This window comes from Chlorogloeopsis fritschii PCC 6912 (assembly GCF_000317285.1).
GTDB classification, from domain to species: domain Bacteria; phylum Cyanobacteriota; class Cyanobacteriia; order Cyanobacteriales; family Nostocaceae; genus Chlorogloeopsis; species Chlorogloeopsis fritschii.
Genome location: NZ_AJLN01000109.1, coordinates 18,886 through 34,963 on the forward strand (window position 1 = coordinate 18,886; position 16,078 = coordinate 34,963).

General features: G+C 45.1%; 12 protein-coding genes. 9 read left to right on the plus strand and 3 right to left on the minus strand.

Annotation, left to right across the window (positions count from 1 at the left end):
- Nucleotides 1–676 precede the first annotated feature (676 nt).
- The 9 genes from aceB (at nt 677) to UYC_RS0123185 (ending at nt 13,599) form a co-directional block, all read left to right on the plus strand.
- Complete coding sequence (aceB, locus tag UYC_RS0123145) at nt 677–2,302, plus strand: malate synthase A (protein WP_235082959.1); 1,626 nt, start codon at nt 677–679, stop codon at nt 2,300–2,302.
- A 293-nt stretch (nt 2,303–2,595) separates the two neighbouring features.
- Nucleotides 2,596–4,020 (plus strand): isocitrate lyase, encoded by a 1,425-nt coding sequence (aceA, locus tag UYC_RS0123150; protein WP_016874921.1) that lies wholly within the window; start codon nt 2,596–2,598, stop codon nt 4,018–4,020.
- A 277-nt stretch (nt 4,021–4,297) separates the two neighbouring features.
- On the plus strand, nt 4,298–5,488 hold the full coding sequence (gene phaA, locus UYC_RS0123155) for an acetyl-CoA acetyltransferase PhaA (protein WP_016874920.1): 1,191 nt from the start codon (nt 4,298–4,300) through the stop codon (nt 5,486–5,488).
- Nucleotides 5,489–5,510: 22 nt separating this feature from the next.
- The gene (phaB, locus tag UYC_RS0123160) at nt 5,511–6,233 is read left to right on the plus strand and encodes an acetoacetyl-CoA reductase PhaB (protein ID WP_016874919.1); all 723 of its coding nucleotides are present in this window, start codon (nt 5,511–5,513) and stop codon (nt 6,231–6,233) included.
- Between the two features lie 206 nt (nt 6,234–6,439).
- Nucleotides 6,440–7,462 carry a class III poly(R)-hydroxyalkanoic acid synthase subunit PhaE gene (gene phaE / locus UYC_RS0123165; protein WP_016874918.1) on the plus strand — a complete coding sequence of 341 codons (1,023 nt, stop codon included), beginning with the start codon at nt 6,440–6,442 and terminating at the stop codon, nt 7,460–7,462.
- A 341-nt stretch (nt 7,463–7,803) separates the two neighbouring features.
- Nucleotides 7,804–8,901: a class III poly(R)-hydroxyalkanoic acid synthase subunit PhaC gene (gene phaC / locus UYC_RS0123170; RefSeq protein ID WP_016874917.1), complete on the plus strand. Its 1,098-nt coding sequence runs from the start codon at nt 7,804–7,806 to the stop codon at nt 8,899–8,901.
- Nucleotides 8,902–9,305: 404 nt separating this feature from the next.
- A complete protein-coding gene (locus tag UYC_RS0123175) occupies nt 9,306–10,391 on the plus strand; it encodes an SDR family oxidoreductase (protein ID WP_016874916.1) in 1,086 nt (361 codons plus the stop codon).
- Between the two features lie 283 nt (nt 10,392–10,674).
- Nucleotides 10,675–11,544, plus strand: coding sequence for an alpha/beta hydrolase (locus UYC_RS0123180; RefSeq protein WP_235082957.1), 870 nt, complete (start codon nt 10,675–10,677; stop codon nt 11,542–11,544).
- A 276-nt stretch (nt 11,545–11,820) separates the two neighbouring features.
- Nucleotides 11,821–13,599, plus strand: coding sequence for a mechanosensitive ion channel family protein (locus tag UYC_RS0123185; protein WP_016874914.1), 1,779 nt, complete (start codon nt 11,821–11,823; stop codon nt 13,597–13,599).
- Between the two features lie 5 nt (nt 13,600–13,604).
- On the opposite strand, the gene UYC_RS0123190 is transcribed toward UYC_RS0123185, so the two are convergent.
- The 3 genes from UYC_RS0123190 to UYC_RS35725 are packed head-to-tail and all read right to left on the minus strand — an operon-like array spanning nt 13,605 to nt 15,906.
- Nucleotides 13,605–14,669 (minus strand): patatin-like phospholipase family protein, encoded by a 1,065-nt coding sequence (locus UYC_RS0123190; protein ID WP_016874913.1) that lies wholly within the window; start codon nt 14,667–14,669, stop codon nt 13,605–13,607.
- A gap of 5 nt (nt 14,670–14,674) precedes the next feature.
- A complete protein-coding gene (locus tag UYC_RS0123195) occupies nt 14,675–15,547 on the minus strand; it encodes a class I SAM-dependent methyltransferase (RefSeq protein WP_235082956.1) in 873 nt (290 codons plus the stop codon).
- Nucleotides 15,548–15,549: 2 nt separating this feature from the next.
- A complete protein-coding gene (locus UYC_RS35725) occupies nt 15,550–15,906 on the minus strand; it encodes a hypothetical protein (RefSeq protein ID WP_100227219.1) in 357 nt (118 codons plus the stop codon).
- Nucleotides 15,907–16,078: the final 172 nt, after the last annotated feature.

Here is a 16,078-nt window from a genome sequence, read left to right on the forward strand (position 1 = left end):
TATGATATTGATGACACTGTATGACACTGTAGAATGCTTATGCAAAGCCATATTTTAGTGCTTTACACTGTCATACACTTATTTTTTACTTCCAGCACTATAAACAATAAAAGTTAGAAAGCATAGAATCTGCAACAACCGCTACCAACATGAATAGTTGAAAAGTAAAACCATTACCTTGAATTTCTACAAATTAAAAAATGTAAATTTTGCTATTATCTTGTTTTACATATAATTTTTAATAAAATAATCTTATAGAATAAGAATTAGTGACAAAGAAATTGACTTGAAAATGTAATTACCTGCAAAACAAAGTCAACAGATATTGGAAAAGTCTTTTGTTATTCTGAGCAAAATACAAGAACTGCAAAGTGAACAAACAAGACTTAAAAAATTGCCTTTAATAAAGAAGTTCAGAGTGTTTTACTAAACTTTTTTCGGTTTAGGATTATATTTTGCAACTGTTAAAAGGCGCTCTTAAATGACTGGTTGAGTGAATAAAAAACTAATTTATTCAATAATTTCCCCATCATCTTTTCTGTTTAGTCTCTACTTAACCAAAAGTCATTTATTAACTAAAAGTTGAGTCAAACTGCCGCTGTAGTGGGGATGAGTAAGCAGAATGAAAGGCTTTTCCTCTGTCTTCTACTTAGTACCCAAAAAAACGATAAATGATATGACTACCAGCTTCAATGTACAAACAAACAAATCGACCGCAAATGGAATAAAAATTCGCGGCAAACTTTGTGCAGAATACGCCGAAATTTTGACTCCACAGGCGCTAGAGTTTATTGCCATGCTACAACGCCGCTTTGGTGCTGAACGAGAGCGTCTGCTGAAATTGCGAGAAACGATCCAGCAACAACTGAATGCCGGATGGCAACCCGACTTTCCATCAGAAACAGAAGCGATACGCAATGGAGACTGGAAAGTTGCCCCAATCCCCCAAGATTTGCAAGATCGTCGCGTTGAAATTACTGGGCCGTGCGATCGCAAAATGGTCATCAATGCCCTAAACTCTGGGGCAAATGTATTTATGGCAGATTTTGAAGATGCCAACAGCCCCACCTGGGACAACATGGTATCCGGACAAATCAATCTGCGCGATGCTGTAAATCGCACCATTGAATTTAGCGATTTTACAACTGGCAAAACCTACAAACTCAATGAAAAGACAGCCGTTTTGATTGCTCGCCCTCGTGGCTGGCATCTCCTCGAAGAGCATATCCTAGTAGACGATCGCCCCGTGTCAGGCTCGTTATTCGATTTTGGGCTGTATTTCTTCCATAACACCCGCAAGCTCCTAGAACAAGGCTCTGGCCCTTATTTCTATTTGCCCAAATTGGAAAACAGGCACGAAGCAGCTTTGTGGAATGAGGTATTTGTTGCAGCTCAAGAAGCGTTTGGCTTACCCATTGGCACGATTAAGGTTACAGTCTTGCTCGAAACCATCCTTGCCGCTTTTGAGATGGATGAGATTCTCTACGCCTTGCGCGATCACATTGTGGCGTTAAATTGCGGGCGTTGGGACTATATTTTTAGCTTTATTAAAAAATTCCGCGATCGCGCTGATTGCGTGTTACCCGATCGCCAGCAGGTAACCATGACGACTCATTTTCTGCGTTCCTACAGCCTGCTGACAATCAAGACGTGTCACCGCCGCGGTGCCTTAGCAATGGGGGGAATGGCGGCTCAAATCCCGATTAAAACAGATCCCGTTGCTAATGAAACAGCCCTTGCCAAAGTAAAAGCTGACAAAGAGCGCGAAGCCGGAGATGGGCATGATGGCACCTGGGTTGCACACCCCGCCCTTGTTCCCATAGCCCGCCAAGTCTTTGACAGCAAAATGCCTGGTTCTAATCAGCTGTCTGTATTACGAGACGACATCACTATCACCGCAGCAGATTTGCTCAGTGTACCAACAGGAAGCATTACTGAAGCCGGGCTGCGGAATAATATTCGGGTTGGCATTTTGTACCTGAGTGCTTGGCTTAGTGGTTCTGGTTGCGTGCCTTTGTATAACTTGATGGAAGATGCAGCAACGGCGGAAATATGTCGTGCCCAGATTTGGCAATGGCTCCATCACAACGCCACCCTAGAAGACAGTCGTAGCGTCGATCGCCCCCTTTTCCAAGCCCTTCTTAACGAAGAAATCGCGGCATTACACCAAGAAATTGCCGATCGCAGTTCTTGGCAAAAAACTTTCGACACAGCGATCGAACTGTTTACCCAGCTTGTCATTGCAGACAACTTCGAGGAGTTCCTGACACTGCCAGCCTATCGTCATCTTGTCAGTTTTTAACAGGACTTATGCAAAAACCCTCTCAAACTCTTATTTCTACCTGCGGGAAGCAGCCTGCGAAGTATACGTGTCCTTTGTGTTCTTTGTGTTCTACCCTGCGGGAAGCCGCTGCCGCGTCTATGTGGTTCGTTTTTCCGTTACTGCTGCGTAAGTCCTATTTAAGATGTTTTCCAGGCAAAAATTACACACTTATCAGTGCAAGTAAATTTCCAGAAATACCCACATAATCTACAACCAGAGATTTTTCCACTTAGTTTTGTCACTTTCTACATGAATTAAAGGAGACTATGAGTATGAGTAAATCTACTTTTGAAACCTTAGTTCCAAATGCCCCGCAAGGTCGCTTTAATGGAATTCAACGTGCATATACTCCTGAAGATGTACTCAAACTGCGCGGTTCAATGCAAATCCGCTATACCCTTGCCGAAATGGGCGCTAACAGACTTTGGGAACTGCTGCACAACGAAAACTATATCAATGCCCTTGGTGCAGTCACAGGTAATCAAGCAATGCAGATGGTGCGTGCTGGGTTGAAGGCAATTTACCTATCTGGTTGGCAAGTTGCCGCCGATGCTAACCTGGCAGGAACAATGTATCCCGATCAAAGCCTTTATCCATCTAATAGCGGCCCAGAATTATGCCGGCGCATTAACCGGACATTTCAGCGAGCCGATCAGATTCAGCATTTGGAAGGAAAAGACGATATCTACTGGTTTGCTCCTATTGTTGCCGATGCCGAAGCCGGGTTTGGTGGCCCTTTAAATAGCTTTGAAATTATGAAAGCCTACATTGAGGCAGGTGCGGCTGCAGTGCATTACGAAGATCAATTAGCTTCAGAAAAGAAATGCGGCCATCTCGGTGGTAAAGTGCTAATTCCAACATCTGCCCACGTTCGCAATTTGAATGCAGCACGGCTAGCAGCTGATGTGATGGGTGTTCCAACACTAATTGTCGCCCGTACTGATGCAGAAAGTGCCAAATTAATTACCAGCGATGTTGATGAGCGAGACTTACCATTTATTACCGGAGAGCGGACTGCTGAAGGATTCTATCGCTTAAGAGCAGGTACGGGACTTGCAAATTGCATTGCTCGTGGGTTAGCCTATGCACCTTATGCAGACTTGCTGTGGTGGGAAACTTCCAAACCGAATCTTACAGAAGCTCGCCTATTCGCTGAAGCAATTCATCGGGAGTTTCCGGGTAAACTATTGGCTTATAATTGCTCTCCTTCTTTTAACTGGAAAGCCAATCTAGATGATGACACAATTGCCAATTTCCAGAAGGAACTAGGAGCAATGGGTTATAAATTCCAGTTTGTAACCTTGGCAGGATTCCACTGTCTGAATCATGGCATGTTTGAGCTAGCTCGCAGCTATTACCAGACTGGGATGAGCGCTTATGCCGAATTGCAGGAAACCGAATTTGCAAGTGAGTCCGATGGATATACCGCAGTACGCCATCAACGCGAAGTTGGCACCGGATATTTTGATGCCGTTTCAGTTGCAATTTCTGGCGGTAAATCATCGACAACGGCGCTAGCTACCTCTACCGAAACACAGCAGTTTCACTCTCCGAGTGAATATAAAGCTTCGTTTAACAATGGTGTTTACAGAGAAGGGGCACAAGCATTAGAGGAGTTTGCCAAAGAAGCTTATTACGCCCGCATGAAGGAGGCTTATAAAGAAATCGAAGAATTTACCCGCATGGATGATGAGTAGGGGATAGGGGATAGGGGACAGGGGACAGGGGATAGGGAACAGGTGAAGAAGACACAGCGACAGGGGGACACAGGGACACGGAGAATCGTGATTCACGTTCTTGCCCCTTGTCTCCCCCTCTCCCCCTCTCCTTGTCCTAATTACCTTCTGCCACGGCAGTTGCTACAACGCGCTTAACCCGCAAGGGCGCACTGCCTCCTCTGCCTCCTGCCCCCTGCCTTCTCCAAAGAATTATCACCTTTTTGCAATTCAAAATTAGAAGTGAGTAAAAATATTTATGCGTGACGTGTACATTGTTTCAGCAGTACGAACACCTCTCGGTCGATTTGGAGGTGTTTTGGCAGATTTTTCACCGACTGATTTAGGTGCCCATGCGATGCGATCTGCTTTAGAACGGGCAGGAATTACAGGAGAGGCATTAGACCTGTATATTATGGGCAATGTACTCAGGGCAGGACACGGGCAGTTACTACCCCGGCAAGCAGCTTTCAAGGCTGGGATTCCGGAGGCGGTAAATGGATACTCTGTTGATATGGTTTGTTCGTCGGGAATGATGAGTGTAATTAATGCTACCCTAGCAATTCGTGCTGGGGAAGCAGACATCGTTCTAGCTGGGGGAATGGAGTCGATGTCCCAAACAGGCTTTTTCCTCTCTCACAGAGCGAGGTGGGGTTACAAATTTCTCTTAGGTGCGCCAGAGCAGTTAACGGATTTATTACTCCGGGATGGGTTGATGGATGCAACCAGAGGAGAAGGCATGGGAGAGCAAACGGAGCGGATCGCAGAATATTATGGATTTAGCCGCAAAGATTTAGATGAAATCGCTGTTGATTCCCACTGGCGAGCAGCCGCCGCCACGGAGCGAGGCAGTTTCAAAAATGAGATTGCCTCGATTGAAGTTACTACTAAAAAAGGTACGCAAATAATCGATACTGATGAGGGAATTCGTCCGGATACATCACTGGAAACTCTAACAAAACTACGTCCTGCTTTTAACAAGAACGGTGTTTTGACAGCAGGAAATAGCAGCCAGATCAGCGATGGAGCAGCAGCGTTAATTTTAGCCAGCCAAGCAGCAGTGGACAAGTATGGATTGAAGCCTGTCGCTAAAGTGCTGGGCGGAAGTTGGGAAGGCGGCGAGAGTTGGCGTTTTGTAGAAATGCCAGTTGGGGCAGCTAAGAAGTTGTTGGATAAACTCAATCGGAAAGTCTCGGATTTTGACCTATTCGAGAATAACGAAGCTTTCGCGCTTAACTCCTTGCTTTTTCACCGGATGCTAGGAGTACCTATTGATAAGTTGAATGTTAATGGCGGAGCGATCGCCCTCGGACATCCGATTGGTGCTTCTGGAGCCAGAATTATCGTCACGCTGATTAATGCTTTACAGGAGCGACAACAATCCCTCGGCATGGCAGCACTTTGCCACGGTACTGGCGGCGGTACAGCGATCGCAATCGAACAAATCTAAAGGATATAAAGGAGAATTGGTCATGGTATCTTTAGGACTAGAAGATAAAGTCATTGTTGTTACAGGCGGCGATCGAGGAATTGGCGCTGCGATTGTAGCCTTACTCCAAGAGTTAGGAGCAAAGGTTGCTTATACCGACATCAAAATCAGCGAAGGCAAAAGTGGAGCCTTTGCAGTCGAAGCAGACGTAACTAACTTGGCATCTATGGAAGCTGCGGCTGCCAAAATAGAAGAGAAATTGGGGCCTGTTTATGGGGTGGTTGCTAATGCTGGGATTACCCGCGATAACTTTTTTACTAAATTGACTCCAGAAGACTGGGATGCAGTCATTAACGTCAACTTAAAAGGTGTGAATCATACCATTCAACCTTTTATTTCTGGGATGTACGAACGGGGACAAGGTTCGGTTGTCTGCATCAGTTCAATTTCAGGAGAAAGGGGCAATGTGGGACAAGTAAACTACGCTGCCACCAAAGCTGCTGTCATTGGTCTAGTGAAATCTCTTGCTAGAGAAACTGCCCGTTATAATGTACGGGTAAATGCGGTAGCACCAGGATTTATTGATACAGAAATGACTAGGGCAATACCAGATAAAGTTAAAGAAAAAATCACCGCAGAGATTCCTTTCCGTCGCTTTGGCAAGCCGGAAGAAATTGCTTGGGCGGTAGCATTTCTTCTATCACCCATTGCCAGCAGCTATGTTACCGGTGAAGTGTTGCGAGTCAATGGTGCTCATCACACTTAGTATCCTTAACAACCTAGCTTTCAAGATGTGTGTCAGTTGTTCGTTTACTTCTGCCATCCTACACTAGTGCAAAGGCAGGGAATCATTTTGAGATTTTCCAGATTCCGTAAAAGTTAGGAATTTAGCTAGTGTATTGTTGGGGGATTATTTTCCCCAATTCCCTTATCAAGAATAGTCTCATCGAATTTTCAATCAAGGAATCACAAATGCAAAAAGAAACGAATTCCTGGAGTGGAATGGCAGATCAAGTCATGAAAACTTGGACTGAGGTAGGCACTCAGGCTTGGAAAAGCTGGTTTGACATGATGGCATTAGCAGCTCGCAATCCGATCGCAGATACCAAACCAGGAGTAGAGTCTATTAATCAGCGATTTGCAGAAAATCAGGAACTGCTGCTCCGCTTACTCAAATTATCATTTAATACTTGGCAAGATCTCTTTCCCAAAGTTGAATCTGGAGAGGACTGGCAACATTCCCTGAAGAACTACACAGAGCAACTGCGCGCTCAAGTTGAGGACTTTTCTCAGGGAACTCTCAAAGTCAATCAAAATGCAGCAGAGTTGTGGCAACTCTACCTTAAAGAGACGCAAAAATTTAGCCAACTTTGGGCGAATGCCCTGGGGGCGACTGTTGATCCGCTAAGTCAGGCAGCAACTACTGGCACCAGTCAACCCTGGATTGAGCTAAATAACCTCTACTGGAATCTGCTATACGAGCAAAGCTTTGGCAGTTTGATGCAAATTCCCTTGTTGGGGCCTAGTCGTGAAATTAATGGTAAATTACTGCGATCGTTTGATGGCTGGACGACACTTTATCGAGCCAGTATTGACTATCAAATTTTACTAGCCGAGATCCAGGCACAATCCTTTGAAGAACTGATGCGAGAGTTGATCACCCTTGCAGAAAAGGGCGAAAAGGTTAAAGACTGGCGACAATTTCAGGAACTGTGGGGCAGAATTGCCGATGAAGTGTTTGAGAAGGCATTTTGTTCCGAAGACAATCTCAAAGTTCGGGGTAGATTCTTAAATGCCCTCAATAACTACAGACTCGATCAGCAAGAGCTTTTGGAGGTGTGGATGAAAATGATGAATCTGCCCCTACGCAGCGAAGTGGACGAGGTTCACAAAAGTATCTATGAGTTGCGCAAAGAGGTTAAGAACCTGAAAAAAGCCTTAGCTAAATATGAAGCTCAAGCGCAAACAACTCCGCCAAAAGATGAAGGACAGTAGTTATTAGGTAATACTAATTCACGTCTGATGTAACTTAAAATGGCAAGCAAAAATCATATTTTAGAAATCGACCACGGATGGACACAGATAAACCACGAGATAAATCATCTGTGTGCATCTGTGTTTATCTGTGTTCGTTATCATCTAAAAATGGGATTTTGCAATCAATCTATGATTCAGTACAACTCAAGGTGAGTTCGGCTAATTTACATTAGACGTAATTCTCAAAAAAGAAGTTAGAGGACTCACCAGATTAGGAAGACATAAAGATTGATGTAGCGCCAGATTTGAGAGAAACGGTATAAGTTGATTCAACATTTGCAAGGAGTAAACACAAAGCCATGCTGCCATTTTTGATGCAAATGCGTCTTGATGATGCAACTGAAGAGTATACCGAACTCACCAAAAAGGTAATCAAAGGCATTGAAAATTTGAGTCGCCTGCGAGAAGAAGATATTGAAATTGGAGTAACCCCAAAGGAAGTAGTCTATCGCGAGGACAAGTTAGTTCTCTACCACTTTCAACCAATGGTAGAAGAGCGACTGAACATTCCTGTTCTGATTGTCTATGCCTTAGTGAACCGTCCTTTTATGGTTGATTTACAAGAAGACAGATCGCTTGTTGCGAACTTGCTCAAGTTGGGTTTGGATATTTATTTAATTGATTGGGGTTATCCTACACGAGCCGATCGCTGGCTCACCCTAGATGACTACATTAACGACTATATCAATAACTGTGTAGATTTCATTAGAACAAAGCATAGTCTAGACAAGATTAATCTGCTAGGAATTTGTCAGGGCGGAACATTCAGCCTCTGCTACAGTTCTATCTATCCAGAAAAGGTTAAAAACCTGATCGTGATGGTTACACCGGTGGATTTTCAAATCCCGGATGCGCTCTTGTATATGCGCGGCGGCTGTACCGTGGGAGCGGAGGCTTTAGATATTGACCTGATGGTAAATTCTTTAGGCAATATTCCCGGTGATTTTCTCAATTTCGAGTTTTTGATGTTGAAGCCTCGGCAGTTGGGAATTCAAAAATATCTAGACTTCCCAGAGATCATGCACAGCGAAGACAAGCTGTTGAACTTTCTACGTATGGAAAAGTGGATCTTTGATAGCCCAGATCAGGCAGGCGAAGCCTACCGACAGTTCCTCAAGGATTTCTATCAGGCAAATAAACTCATTAAGGGCGAACTGATGATTGGAGACAAGCCAGTCAATCTAAGTAATCTTTCCATGCCCGTACTGAATCTATATGCTGAAAAGGATCACTTGGTACCGCCTACATCTTCTATCGCCTTAGAAAGGTATGTTGGTACAAATGATTACACAGTAAGGTCTTTCCCTGTCGGACATATCGGGATGTATGTCAGCGGTAAAGTGCAGCGAGATTTGCCACCCGCGATCGCCGATTGGTTGAAGGTACGCGCTGATTAAGGCAGAGGGAAGATGGGGAAGAATTTACTTCCATCACTCCCTCATCTCCTTGTCCCCCCATCCTCTTTCCCCTCATCCTCTTTCCCCCTGTCCCCTGTTCCCTGTCCCCTATCCCCTGTTCCCTGTCCCCTATCCCCTGTCCCCTATCCCCTGTTCCCTGTCCCCTGTTCCCTGTCCCCTGTTCCCTATCCCCTGTTCCCTGTCCCCTGTTCCCTGTCCCCTATCCCCTATCCCCTATTTAGGGGTATTTTTTTGTAGGTATTCATCAACCTATCCCTCTGGTGGGAGGTTTGGGAACACAGTAGCAGGTATTTTGCTAAGAAGGCAGCGAAACCTCTAATTAACGGCTCTCTCGAAGGTAACGCTCGAATGCATGAAAACTTTAATTCGGATTGAGAGTGGATATGACGCAGGAACTGAAGCCAATAGATCAGCAGGTGGTTGCAGTCGTTGGGGCTTCCAGCGGCATTGGGCGACAGGCAGCCCTCCAGTTTGCAAAGCGAGGGGCAAGGGTGGTTGTCTCTGCTCGCAGTGAACCGGGGCTGGCGTCCTTGGTAGATGAGATTAAACGCTTTGGTGGTGTGGCAACCGCAATCGTTGCCGATGTAACGGTATTCGATCAAGTTAAAGCGATCGCAGACAAAGCGGTGGAGGAGTATGGGCGACTCGATACGTGGGTGCATACTCCCGCTGTCGGTCTTTTTGCCACTGTCGATAATATCAAACCAGAAGAGTTTCAGCGCGTTATCGATATCAACCTACTTGGGCAAGTATACGGTGCAATGGCGGCTTTGCCCTATCTTAAGCGTGAGGGGCGGGGAGCGCTGATCCACATTTCTTCAATGTTGGGCAGGCGATCGCTTCCACTGCAAAGTCCCTACTGCACCGCCAAGCACGCTCTTGAAGGCTTTCTCGAATCCCTGCGTGTAGAACTGCAACACGAAAAAATACCCATCAGTGTCACAAATGTGATGCCTGCGTCGATTAACACACCCTTCTACAACAATGCTCTTACAAAGCTAGGCGTCAAACCCTCAGCGCCACCACCCTACTACGAACCCAGCTTGGTGGCTGACGCCATCCTCTACGTAGCTTCTCATCCCACCCGTGACTTTATCGTTGGGGATGCAGCTAGGGCAATAGATTTACTCCAGCGGATCTCGCCGTCACTCGTAGATTACTTGTTGCTGCTCGTTAGCTTCCAACTCCAGCGAACCAATGAGCCAAAGTCCGAAGATGCGCCAAACAATCTTTATGAGCCGATCCCAGCCCACGACAAAGTTAAGGGAGATTTTAGCAACCTGGTAATACCGAGCTTTTTTGATTGGTTGGATATGAATCCGCTCTTCAAATGGAGTGCGATCGCAAGCTCAGTTTGGTTAGCATTAATAGCTTCACAAAGCTTATACTTCTGGAGTGATGTTGAAAGTGCGATCGCGCGATCAGTCGAGTTAATGCTGCTGGCAGCCCAAGGATTTCCAAACAAATAGTGATTGTGTAAGTGATTTTTGAGATTTTAAGCTGTGAATTTAGTGCAAGAGAGCCTCTGGCTCTAGTTCTAGTTACCAGGTCAAACCTGGTAACGAGGGTTTGGTGGCTCTGCCTAGTTTTGTATAGTGTGTTGTCGCGTAGTGCAATGCACCATTCTAGATCTTCGGTGCGTTAGAACTACCGTCCATAACGCACCCTACGAAGGCTTTTACTTGATGTGAATATGCAAACTTGAGATCACACAGCGTTAATTGCACTTTATAAATGCGAGTGGAGCAAAGCGTGAAAACAACTGTTGAAAAGCGGCAAATAAATGTAGGGGATCTAAATATCTGCTACCTTACAGCAGGTAATGGTAATGATGACGATCCACCTTTAGTACTGCTGCATGGAGATGGCGAAAGCACTCTTGATTGGTCTTGGGTACTTCCCATACTGGGAGCTACCCATCGTGTTTATGCACCAGACTTTCCAGGTGCCGGTGATAGCTCTAAACCCGATGTTGTCTATTCGCCAGAGTTTTACACGCAGTTTGCGGGCGATTTTCTCAATGCACTTGGGCTTAGGCGGGCTGTGTTAGTTGGCAACTCGCTAGGTGGACAAGTTGCCCTGCGCTTTGCACTGTCATATCCTGAAGCAGTGGCGGCACTCGTTTTGGTAAGTAGCTCCGGATTGGGTCAGTTGGTTAACCCGTTTCTGTCCCAGTTAACGCTGCTTTGGTACGGAGAGGCTGCTATTGCCTGGAGCAAAACGCCCTTAGGCGCAAAGCAACGGGCTTGGTCGCGAGCAGTGCTACTTTTCGCTCACCTCAACAGGGTTCCTGCGGTATGGCTGGCAGAGCAGGAACGGATGGCAAAGATGCCCGGTTTTCTTGAGGCTACCCTATCCTCGCTGCGTACTCAGCTGAATGTATTGGGACAGTATAAGATTTTGCTCGACTCTCTACCACAGTTGCAGATGCCAACTCTTGTCATGTGGGGTGATCGCGATCGGGTTTTACCAAAAGAACAGGCTGAAAATGCCGTCAAACGCCTACAGCATGGACAACTAGCCTTAATACCCGACTGCGGTCACTTACCCCAAGTCGAGCGCCCCGAACTCTTTGTCGCCGCATTGGCCGAGTTCCTTGGTAAAGTTGTTTATCAAAACTGACGACAAGCTACCTCAAACAAAGCCACCTTCAGCTAGCTACTTGCATCCAAGCTCTTTGTTAATTTCTGATTGCAGACTTCAGAAGCGATCGCTTCTGAAGTCTATTGTTCAAGCACAAAACCTTATTTAGTACTTATGAAATTCTTATTTCTTTGTTGTACTATCGATTTCGCTGATTAGGAAAAATCAATAGAGCCAATTGTTTCTGTGCATCTCACCTTCGGCGGAATGTAGCAGCATGAAACGCACACATCCCCAGTCCCATATTTAATTTCTATGGCGATCGCACCTATATTTAAGCGTCAAGGCTGGAAAAGAAGTGATCTGCTACGTCAATTAGTCATCTACAGCATCACGATACTGATTGTGATGATGAGTCCCGCCATAGACCAATCGCTCGTCTTGGGACAATTGCCATCCTTAACAACTCCTAGTAATACACACTCACCACCTGTCGGCGTAGAACGACGAGGCACTCTTGAATCTACTTGGGTACATCTTGATGGTCAAGAACTCTTCAGGATTGCATCTCCAGCTATACTCAATCGCAGCGAACCCAGTGAGCAGATACCAGTTGAAATTCGTGCCAAACAAATAGAAGCGAATCTTGCGTTAGTTGTTGCCAGTGGTGGCTTGTCGGGCGAGGAAGTGCTAGATCCCAAAACATTGCAGGTTTTGATTGAAACTGTGAACGAACAGCCAGTTTTATTTGTTAAAGATAAAAACCTGGCTGAAGCCAAGGTCTTGCTAACGGTGACAGATGCAGATGCCCAATATGCTTCGGTTAGCAAAGAACGATTGGCAAATAAATGGAAAAAGATTTTAGAGCAGGAACTTCGACAGGCACTCGAACTACGCCAACCCGAAGCATTGCGGCAACAAATTTCCACAGTAATCAAAGCCCTGGTTACAACCGCGCTATTGACTTTGATGTTAGGGATAGCCTGGGCGTTTTTTGGACGAAGAAAACAACAGCTTGAGCAACGGCAAGCAGCAGAATCTGCATTTATTCATACCCAAGAGCTTGCGACTCTAGAACCATTGGATGCAGAGTCAGGGGTGCAGCTTTTTCAAAGACTGCAATATCATTTTGGGCTACAAGAACGATTTCAGATTGTCCGGTTTGTGCGATGGTTGCTGTTTTGGGCAATTGCCTTTATTTGGGTGATTGGAATTGCCTACAGTCTCAATGCCTTTCCCCAAACGCGTCATTTTGCGCAGAAAGTCGTCATAGTTCCAATTGTGGTTTTGATTGCCTGGTTTTTCATGGGGTTAATCAATCAGTTATCCGATTTTGGCATTGATCGCTTTATCTGGCGTTGGGAGCAAGAGCAATTATTGACTGGAGTCAATCTCCAACGGATTGCCACAATCGCCAATGCGTTTAAAGGGCTAAAAAAGGTTCTAATTTATACAGTCGGTATCTTCTGGGTTCTCCAGTGGCTTGATGTAGTGCCAGTATCTATCTTGGCGTTGGGAGCATTATTTGCCCTGACGGTTTCGTTTGTAGCACAAAGCCTGCTCAAAGATTTGGTGAATGGATTTTTGATTTTACTAGAAGACCAGTTTCGGATTGGTGATTACATTAGAGTTGGTGATGTTTCTGGAAAGGTGGAAAACCTCAACTTGCGGATTACTCAAATCCGCAGCGATGCAGGGAATTTAATTACCTTGCCAAATAGCTTGATTGCTCAAGTGGAAAATATGTCACGGATTTGGGCACGAGCAGATTTTCGGATTGAAGTTGCTTATCATACCAATGTTGACCGTGCCTTGGCAGTGGTTCGAGAAACTGTTGACCAAATGGCACAAGAGCCAGAATGGCAATCTACGATCCTGGATACTCACGAGCTGTTTGGAGTAGATCAAATTTCCTACACCGGCATCACGATCCGGATTTGGATTAAAACGGCCCCACTCAAACAATGGAGAATCGCGCAAGAATTGCGCCGTCGGCTCAAAATAGCTTTTGATCGCCACAACATTCAAATTGGCATCCCCCTGCAAGTTATTCTGGAAAACGGTTATAGCAAGCCCAACAGCATTGAGAATTGAGTAAATTACGTTGGTTTGCAAACAAGAGCAGGTTTCTCTTCAAGAAGTTCCAAAAATCTATCCGTTTGGTCTTTTCCATGCTCCATTAGTTTTGTAATGAACTCTTGAGAGCGATCTAGCTTGGATGCATAGTCAATACTGTTAGCAAATTGGTTATCCATGCTAATCCAGCGGATATTAATGATCTTATACAACCCTGCGTATTCGGGATTTAAATATCCTTTTTCAATCAATGTGTTGATGGTGTTTACAAACTTGACTTCTTGAAAGAGCGAGAGGTTACCTGTCAATTCATTGCGGCGATCGACAATACCTTGGGCTGTTGATGGTTCTTCGTCACAGGTTTTTGGATTAATCTGAATAATCCAGATCTCATCAGGTCGCTTTTCAACTCTAGTTTGTTTAACAAAGGCGCTAATGGGAGGATTCTGCGAAAATAAGCCATCCCAATAAACTCCATCGCCAATTTTGATGGCTTGGAAGATAGTAGGAATGCCCGCAGAAGCCATGATAGCTTCTACTGTTATTTCTCCTTTGTAGGAGTCGAAGGCTTTGAATTCTCCAGAGAGAACCTCAACTGCCCCTAGTAATAACCGAGGACTTAAAGGGAAAACCAGTTGCTCAAACTCCTGAAAGTTAATGTGGTTTTCTAGGATCATTCTTAAGTCTAGATATTCCTTGCGAGGAGAAAGCGCTTCCAACCAGCTAATAAACCATTGTGTTGAATAAGGATCTGTCGCTACAGCAGGTAGAACGCCCTTGTTTTGTAAGCGAGCTGTCCAAACAGTCAGAAAGTTAAGATACTGTTCCCAGGGAAGTATGGCAGAATTATCCTCCCAAAAGTTGACTAGCCAATGGTAAGGTTCTTCGGTAGCTCCTTGGGCTTTTTTTAACAAGCCATACCAAACAGCGGTGGCACAAATTGCTCCACCAGAGGTGCCGCTTAATCCGACAACGTTGTAACGCTCGTGTATGCCTCGTTCGAGCAGTCTTTTGAGAACTCCAGCAGTGAAAGCAGTATGACTGCCGCCTCCTTGGCAAGCGATCGCTATCTTTTTCCGTTCGTCCATAATAATTAATTCACAGGATTTAATTTTGTCTCTAAAATCAAGCAAAAATTACGCAGAGGCGATCGCCAAAATATTAGCCACCAGCCGATCCAGGGAACCAAACCCCAGCGTTCTGGATAGCAGTCCAACAAAGGAAAAACCTTCTCCACAGATAATCCTAATGCTGCTACATCCCGTTCGTCCTCAACAAACCACTTCATTGGTGCTCCCAGACGAGCAGCTTTGTTGGCGTTGAACTGTTTAAAAACTATTCCCCCCACATCCAAAGCTAGTTTTGCATTTCCAAACCGCTCTCGCAGGCGCTCAACTAACTGCCTAACCTCTGACTCCTCAAAATAGTAAAACAATCCCTCTGCAATAAATAAAATATTCTCATGCTTAATCGTTGGAATTTCATCCATCCAATCTCGATCCAGCACCGAAGCAGCCAAAAATCGATGCTCGCTTGTTGGGCTATCAACACTCAAGCGAACGTTAATAACTTGTGGTAAGTCTAGCTCAATCCACTGGGTCTTTCCTTCTCCGACGCGATAATAACGCGAAGACAAACCCGCTCCCAATTCTACGACTAGGGAGTTGGGATGGACGGCAATGTGCTGTGCGGCAATATTATCCAATAGCTTTGTCCGCACACTAATGCAGACTTGGTACCTCCAGTCATACCAAGTTTCTAATTCAGCGTCCCACAGCAGAGATTGGAACCAATCCAGTGCTTGAGGATCTCGAAATAGGGCATTTATACGAGCGTGTTCCTCGGCTCTGGCTCGCAGAGGAATTAGTAATGTACGCGGCACTCCAGTCAGTAGATCGCTGCTTGCCATTTGTTCATTTGTGATTGCAGACTTCAGAAGCGATCGCTCCTGAAGTCTATTTTTCAAGCTTACCAACTAGCTGTTGTTGTGCTTGGTGTCTCCTGTGCTGTCTTCTGCGTCATTTGGAAATAGTTATCCCAAAATTGCTTCTGGGTTTCCATTGCCAATTGCATTGCCACTTGTTGGGTATTGAGGGCAACATTCACAAACTCTCGTTGAAAATTGAGAGTTTTCTGGAAAGTATCAGATAGATTTACCTGAATCATTCCAGTGGGAAGGTTGTCAATCCATGTTTCAACAAGCTTTTTCTGCGATTCGCTCAACTGTTTTTGTGACTCTTCCCAGACTTCAGCAAGCTTTTTTTGTGACTCACTAAACTGTCTCCGGGAATCTGTAAAAAAATTAGTATTAGTAGTAGTAGTCATTAGAACTTTTACCGCTAGATTCCTCACCATGTTTGTTAGGTGAAGAGGAAGTGGGGCGGAGAGAATAACCACTTCCTTTTGAATCGAGGTATATTGTCGTCCCTTATTGTAATCTGAGGATCGATATTTAATCACACTTTTGTTATCAAAATCTTACCTGACTATTCGACAT